This window comes from Vibrio sp. 2130-1 (genome assembly GCF_033339515.1).
The window spans coordinates 1-7,027 of the sequence record NZ_JAWOUT010000036.1 but is presented as its reverse complement, the minus strand read 5'-3'; the positions used below and the strand labels follow the sequence as shown (position 1 = coordinate 7,027).

Below are 7,027 nucleotides of genomic sequence, written 5' to 3'. Positions count from 1 at the left end.
CGTCCGAGACTTCCCAAATAAACTGCATTTTTATCTTTCTCACTCTGTTTAGAAACCCATTGACACATAACGCCCTGTTAAGGTGTGAGCAACGCAATACCAAAGCCGCCGCATACCACCTTAAACACTAAACGCAACGCATAGTAAAAATGCCACGCGTTGCGAATCACTCTTAAACAGTTTGTTAGTCTTCAATATTTCAATACTTCGTTGGTAAATGCTTTATAATCAAATTCTTTCGGATGATAACAAATGTCTTTTTCATAAATCCCATTAAATAATTCATATTTATTAATTAACAGATTAAATTTTTTACTACCATAATCGCTTGTCATATTGTACATCAACATGACTATTTCATAACGAGATAATTGAGAACGAAATATCTTTGCATACTTATTTGAATTTTCCATTTTATCTACATGCTCTAAAACATAATACATACTACGGAAATAATGCCCTATTACATGACCATAGTCATGGTAGAACGACGAATAAATATCAGACAAGTCATTTTGTATATCCTTAGTGGGTCTTGAATTAAAGTATACATCACAGAGCGAGTATACTTTGATTTTTTTGGACTCACTAAGCCCATCGTGGATTGCCTGACTTAATCTATGTTGAGCAAACTCGCTCTCATTAAAGTAACTTAAATAATCAGAACTGGTGGGATTATCGGGTTTGTTCGGCCAGTATTCAATAGCATCATTGATCAAAAAGTCAAACTCACTATCTTGGAGAATGTGCTCAAGAACGACCTGACTATTTAATATTGATATAAAGTTAGAACCTACATATGAAAAAATGAATTCCTTATAGTAATCATTGAACTTTTCTGAAAGAAATTTAAAAACCTCGTACCCTTCATTATTATCAACTCTCAACTGATGAACTTTTGATGAATGAAACTCGAGTAATGAGAAAAATGTATTTTCATTTGATTGTTCAAGATACTGATTTTTTGTTAGTGATAGTGAATATAGCAACCCCAAAAATGCTAAAATACTGATAATCGGCCCCGACAGATCCCCCCAAAACCCCGCAGCATCATTCCATTTTTTAATATTTTCAACATCAGACGCTATAATTAATTCAGCATACTCAACTAATAAAAAAATCGAGATAATAATCAGTATTCCCATTATCAATTTATATATTTTCACTACATACTCCCAATATAATTGATGACTAACGCCCTGTTAAGGTGTGAGCAACGCAATGCCGAAGTCACCGTATACCACCTTAAACACTAAACGCAACGCATAGTAAAAATGCCACGCGTTGCGAATCACTCTTAAACAGTTTGTTATACCAATTTAGTCACCCCAAAAGTCGGGCTCTAGATCACCAAAATCAACACTTGATGGAGAAGAAATGAATTCAACATCAGTAATTTCTATTGAAGAAAAGTCTTCGCAATCAGTAAAATCGCCCGAAAACGTTATCAGAACCTCGGTTTGAAAATCAAACGAGGTACTTGCTGAACTTGAGTCCAAAAATACATAATCTTTATCAATAGAATCATGTACTGATAGTGAAAACGAACAAGATGCATCCGCTTCGATACTTACTATTGCCTGAACCACTACTTGCTCAGAGTCAACCTCGACTAATTGTAAAATTGGGGATGACCCATCGGATAAAAACTCCATACTGTTGAACGATACTTCAACCATATCGTTCTGCTCCCAATAAAACCCGGATGTAGCATCTGCATACGGATCTAATTCGCTTGTGTAATCTGCCGCATGCTCTTCAACCAAGGAGTAAAATGGACTCGAACTGCCAGGCACTAATGTTTTTGCTAATGAAGCAAAAAATGTATATGGAGCCGTCTGTGGTTGGAATATCGAAAGTGCTTCTGCAAAGTCTTGTGTGCAATCAATCCATTCCGAGTTCTCTGCATATTTTAACCAATCGTTATCAGTTGTAACTGCGATAACTTTAGTACCATTATGTTCAGCCCAAGCTTCTAATGTCATCAAAGCTATAGCATCAGGAAACTCGCTTTTTTTATTACCACTTTGAGCAAAAGGAGGCTCGTTATCAAAATAAGCACTAATCATTGACTTAACATCAAGATGATCCTCAGAATTAATAACTAGCAACCCCGTACTATCTACAAAGTCTTGCAACCGTGCTGTTGTAATATCCTCGACAGATTCTGCTAATAACATTCCTTTAGCATCACTAACTATCGATTCCCCTACATTTAGATGTACTACTGTATTTTTTAGAGACTTTTCTAGAGCAGACCGTGTATCACTGATCTTTTTCTTTAAATGTGATTCAACTTCTTGATAAACGATATCAGATAGGACTACCTGTACCTCACTAGGCTTAAATTGCTCTAGCTTTTTAAATAACCCAGACTCTATACGTAACCCATTTCCATCAAATATTGATGTATCGATGCTAATTGCACCGTAATCCGCTGTACTCATTGTTTCTCCAAATTGGTATAACGCCGCATTAAGGTGTGAGCAGCGCTTGGCTATACTTGAGCGAAGCGAAAACGCCAAGCGTTGCGAATCACTCTTAAATGCTTTGTTAGGGCACTGTTCTCAAAGATGGCCACCTTACTAGCCAGCCCTTTGAATTTACACGATTTTCAAACGTTTCTCGTGACCTTTTAGGGTTATGTGTGACACAGTAACCAAATAAGGATTCGTACCCAAAAGCTGCAATACATTCATAGCTATCAGGTGCGACTTGTCGAATGGCAACAGCTGTCTCTTGTTCTCGCCAATAGCTCATAGCATCAAGGGAGCATGTGTAGGGTAAATCGCCATTCCGAGTATGCATTAGTGCTTGGTTACGAACTTGCCAGTTAACTTCTGGCATTAGCTGCTTGAGCTGAGATTCGTGGTGTAAATATGCATTAGGGTCGTTCTCGTCTGGCGCAAAGTAAATAACATCCGCATCGTTCAATGGTGTTGCTACATCAAAGCCATGCAGTGCATCCCAAACAAGATTACGAACGAAACCAGCTGCAATGTAACACTGAGGCAAGCCCAATTTAGATACGCACTCTAAGGCTTTAACTCTAACTGGATCTTGCTTGATTAATTCTACGATTCTATCCATTTTCGCCCTGTGCCCTAACGCCCTGTTAAGGTGTGAGCGACGCAATACCGACGCCACCGCAGACCACCTTAAACACTAAACGCAACGCATAGTAAAAATGCCACGCGTTGCGAATCACTCTTAAACAGTTTGTTATAGCTCAAGCGTAAACGTATTGCTCAACTCTCTTACCCCGGTCATCAACTGTAATGGCTTTAACATATACCTGGTGATTTTTAGCCATGTAGACTTGAAGATAAAACTCTTTAAGGCGATCTAAAGAAACATTGTGGCTAGCTGCATGTTTCGGAAGCCGTTCTCGGTAGTAACCTATTGATTTTCTAATTCTCGGAGTAAGCCTAAATAACTCCTCAGTACGAGCTGGAACCCAAGAAATCTGAACTGGCTTACCTTTGTTCAGGCGAGCTAAAGTATATAAATCTTCAAATATAAATGCGTCATCAACATAGTTGCACCCACCAACAAATGAGTGAGTGAAGTTGTGAGCCATTGATTTAATTAACTTATACTTCATGTTACCCCTGAGCTATAACGCCCTGTTAAGGTGTGAGCAACGCAATACCGAAGCTTCCGCATACCACCTTAACCACTAAACGCAACGCATAGTAAAAATGCCACGCGTTGCGAATCACTCTTAAACAGTTTGTTAGGCTATTCTTCTTGATTTTGGTGTTGTATACCCAGCACTATAGTGTTTTTACCATTACACGCTGGGCATATCCAATGGCGACCAACGGTTAACTCATGATCTAGAACAGTTATGCTTTTCTGGCATTTAGGATTGCTACATTGAAGTTCATGCTGATTTAAAGTCCAACATACATTCCCACTACCGCCATCGGTGAGCGTATACTTCGCCTTACAATTAAAGCAATCTGCTAAAATTGGCTCTTTAAATGAATGGGGAATACGTTTCCTAATCGTTTTGCCGCACTCTTGGCAAACTAGGGAAGAAAAATTACCTAATGTCATATTGAAGACGGGAGATCGCAAAGCTTCATCTAAAAACTGATATATTTCCTCGCATCGTCGCCTCAATTTGTTCATATTTTGAAGGTTGCCTGTACGACTTTGCTTCATCGAGATAACATGAAGATAGCTACCCAAAGCATCATAATGCTTTTTTAACATTCTCAACGTAAATGTCTTTTCAGTACCTAATAACTGCATCGTGTCAGGTAGAGTGTGACTATCAGGCTGTACACCTATTGAAATGGTGCTACTAGTATCAGCATCACTATCAATTTCCAAAAGTACCATCAAAACTTTCTTGGGTTGCCAAGTCTCATATTCGCTTGGTGGAAATTCATCCTTATAAGCTAGCGCCCTGTCGTATGTAATAGCTTCCATTGCCATACGAAGCTCAAGAGCAGCATATTTTAAACGAGGGTCACTAGAGGAACTCAGTTCATTGTGTGCGAATTTCAGGTGATCTTTTGCTAACTGTCGATAATTCATAAGCCAAACTCCCCAAATAGCCTAACGCTGCGTTAAGGGGTGAATGCCGCATAAACCAACCTTCCGCAAGCCACTTTCACCACCAAAACTCACCGCAAACCAAAAATGCCACGCGGCATGAATCCCTCTTGAACGCCTTGTTAGGTTTGTAGCCTACCACTCACTTTGGACAATAACGGTTTTCGATGAGCCAAAGTGTTCAATGACAGTGACACCAACATTAGAAAGCACATGATACCCACAGTGCTCAGTAAAAATGGCCACCTGCCCCTCCTTTGGATTTTCCAAAGCAAATGCATAATTGAACTTACAATAAGATTCATCTTCAAACAAAACTTCTACGCTATCTGCTGAAAAGTCATAACTCATCAAACCAGACTCAGAAATTTCAAAGGCGCTACGATTCAGCTTGGAACTTAAAAGATCCGCCCATTTTACAACAAGATTTTTGTCCATTTTTCCATTAAAACCTAACGCCCTGTTAAGGTGTGAGCAACGCAATACTAATGCTCCCGCATACCACCTTAAACACTAAAACCAACGCATAGTGAAAATGCCACGCGTTGCGAATCACTCTTAAACAGTTTGTTATGTGATTTTTCTGGATTTAATACCAAAGTCATTTTGTTTTAGCTCAGCTTGGAACAACTTGATATCCGTACCTGCAATTAATTTTTTTACAATTTCTATGTCCATTTGTGATGAGCTAGCACCAAAGGTTACAGACTTGATTTTTCCTGGTAATGGATAAACTTTGCCACCTTGTGGTTTAAATGTCCGCCACTCTTTTTCATACTCCCATTGTTTAGACTTGGTATATAAAACCCGCTTTAAAGAGGAGTTAAACTGGTCACTATCGAGCAAAACATTTGAGCTTAATGAGGGGTAGCTTTGCGTGTATTTAACCTTATTAGTTTCATCAGGGTTACCCAGCGCATTATTCTCATTTCGTTCTAATTCGATACAAATGCCTTTATGGTTATCGGCATAATGAGACCACATTAGAATATCAGCAGCACTCTCAGCCAATGAGACGATCCCAAAATTTTTCAACTTACCTTGAAAAACGTCGATATCTGAAGATACGTTTTTTAGTTCAAACGGCACAATTTCAGAGTCATCAGGAAAGGCTCTTGCGACTTTATCCGCATCAGTAGAAGGAGCTATAGCTGTACTTTTCATAAAAGAGCATTGGGTATCAAACGGATCATTGAACGACTCAGGTAAAGCATAATAAATACGCTCGGAAGCGATGATATCCAATGTAAACTGATTCATCGGCTTATACTTATACAAGGAAGTTATTTCAGGATTTTTCATTATTATTTTCCACAAAATTTCCGCATTTGCACCTTATCACATAACGCCTTGTTAAGGGGTGAGCAACGCAATACCGATGCCGCCGCATGCCACCTTAATCACTAAAAGCAACGCATAGTAAAAATGCCACGCGTTGTGAATCCCTCTTGAACAATTTGTTAGCTTAAATTATGTAGCACCAAACCAGACCACCCCAAAACAGAATATTCAAAGTCCAGACCATTACACTCTGAACTGGAAGCATATGAAAAACTAACTGGGGACATGCCTTAAGTTCACTAGGAGAGAACAGCATTTGCGGCTGAAAATCCCAACTAGTAGCTAAACGCAGACCTCTTTTGAATCTAGGATGATTCACCAAGTATTCAGCGTAGGATGAATAAATTGTCCATAACCCCAAAAAGCCTAGTAACTCAATTAGGGATATCACTTCCAAGCTAAATGGCAATAGTGAAGGTCCACCAATGAGCAAAATAGCTGCAAATATCCATTTTCTATTTCTCATTACACATCCTTTTTAATGATTTAAGCTAACGCCGCGTTAAGTGGTGAACAACGCTAACCACTAAACCTAAACCATTGTACCTTAAACACTTAACCTGACTTGAACTGAAATCGCCAAGCGTTGTGAATCCGCCTTAAACGCCTTGTTAGGCGAAGTTTCCCACCAGTGTTCAAGGATGTTTGCAAGCAGATTACCCGAAACCCAATAAGCAACCAAACACCCACTGACTTTTTGTGATTCAAGAACCACAAATGTCACTATGTTTCAGCTAAGATGCCAGCGACCACGAAATACAGACTTTCAGCGATCAAGTTGCTTTTGAGGAAACGAAACGTAAAGCTACAAACTTAAAGCGAGAACAAAAGCCTCAATTAACTTGCCCCTGCCACACTTTGAGCCAATGAAACTCACAACCAACCGGCTATGAAAACCAATGAGGCAACCCGCAAACCTTGGCATGTTTTACGGCCAGAGAGATTCATGAATTTGAACAGACAATCTTGAATTGCCGACTTAGAAAAACGAATGCTCAAAGAGACCTAAGAAAATGAGAACAAAGGACTTTCCTGCCCGTCGCCTAACGCCCTGTTAAGGTGTGAGCAACGCAATACCGATGCTGCCGCATACCACCTTAATCACTTAAAACAACGCATA

Annotated in this window: 8 protein-coding genes; all 8 read right to left on the bottom strand. The window is 39.3% G+C overall.

Features of this window, described 5'->3' with window-relative positions; genetic code table 11:
* Positions 1-191 precede the first annotated feature (191 nt).
* Complete coding sequence (locus tag R7Q09_RS23805; RefSeq protein ID WP_318071306.1) at positions 192-1,166, bottom strand: putative phage abortive infection protein; 975 nt, start codon at positions 1,164-1,166, stop codon at positions 192-194.
* A 153-nt stretch (positions 1,167-1,319) separates the two neighbouring features.
* Positions 1,320-2,447 (bottom strand): PIN domain-containing protein, encoded by a 1,128-nt coding sequence (locus R7Q09_RS23795; protein ID WP_318071307.1) that lies wholly within the window; start codon positions 2,445-2,447, stop codon positions 1,320-1,322.
* 106 nt (positions 2,448-2,553) lie between these two features.
* Entirely contained in the window at positions 2,554-3,090 is a 537-nt protein-coding gene (locus R7Q09_RS23790) for a nucleotidyltransferase family protein (RefSeq protein WP_318071308.1), read from the bottom strand.
* 139 nt (positions 3,091-3,229) lie between these two features.
* Positions 3,230-3,604 carry a hypothetical protein gene (locus R7Q09_RS23785; protein WP_262598266.1) on the bottom strand — a complete coding sequence of 125 codons (375 nt, stop codon included), beginning with the start codon at positions 3,602-3,604 and terminating at the stop codon, positions 3,230-3,232.
* Between the two features lie 137 nt (positions 3,605-3,741).
* Positions 3,742-4,548 carry a hypothetical protein gene (locus tag R7Q09_RS23780; RefSeq protein WP_005378537.1) on the bottom strand — a complete coding sequence of 269 codons (807 nt, stop codon included), beginning with the start codon at positions 4,546-4,548 and terminating at the stop codon, positions 3,742-3,744.
* A 153-nt stretch (positions 4,549-4,701) separates the two neighbouring features.
* Positions 4,702-5,004, bottom strand: a complete 303-nt coding sequence (locus tag R7Q09_RS23770) for a hypothetical protein (RefSeq protein WP_318071309.1) — start codon at positions 5,002-5,004, stop codon at positions 4,702-4,704.
* Positions 5,005-5,136: 132 nt separating this feature from the next.
* Positions 5,137-5,868: a DUF2971 domain-containing protein gene (locus R7Q09_RS23765; RefSeq protein WP_318071310.1), complete on the bottom strand. Its 732-nt coding sequence runs from the start codon at positions 5,866-5,868 to the stop codon at positions 5,137-5,139.
* 163 nt (positions 5,869-6,031) lie between these two features.
* The gene (locus R7Q09_RS23760) at positions 6,032-6,373 is read right to left on the bottom strand and encodes a hypothetical protein (RefSeq protein ID WP_053807656.1); all 342 of its coding nucleotides are present in this window, start codon (positions 6,371-6,373) and stop codon (positions 6,032-6,034) included.
* Between the last annotated feature and the right edge of the window lie 654 nt (positions 6,374-7,027).

Excerpts from the sequence above, each read along its gene's own strand:
- R7Q09_RS23795 (WP_318071307.1), bottom strand. The coding sequence starts at position 2,447 with ATGAGTACAGCGGATTACGGTGCAATTAGCATCGATACATCAATATTT.
- R7Q09_RS23790 (WP_318071308.1), bottom strand. The coding sequence starts at position 3,090 with ATGGATAGAATCGTAGAATTAATCAAGCAAGATCCAGTTAGAGTTAAA.
- R7Q09_RS23785 (WP_262598266.1), bottom strand. The coding sequence starts at position 3,604 with ATGAAGTATAAGTTAATTAAATCAATGGCTCACAACTTCACTCACTCA.
- R7Q09_RS23780 (WP_005378537.1), bottom strand. The coding sequence starts at position 4,548 with ATGAATTATCGACAGTTAGCAAAAGATCACCTGAAATTCGCACACAAT.
- R7Q09_RS23770 (WP_318071309.1), bottom strand. The coding sequence starts at position 5,004 with ATGGACAAAAATCTTGTTGTAAAATGGGCGGATCTTTTAAGTTCCAAG.
- R7Q09_RS23765 (WP_318071310.1), bottom strand. The coding sequence starts at position 5,868 with ATGAAAAATCCTGAAATAACTTCCTTGTATAAGTATAAGCCGATGAAT.
- R7Q09_RS23760 (WP_053807656.1), bottom strand. The coding sequence starts at position 6,373 with ATGAGAAATAGAAAATGGATATTTGCAGCTATTTTGCTCATTGGTGGA.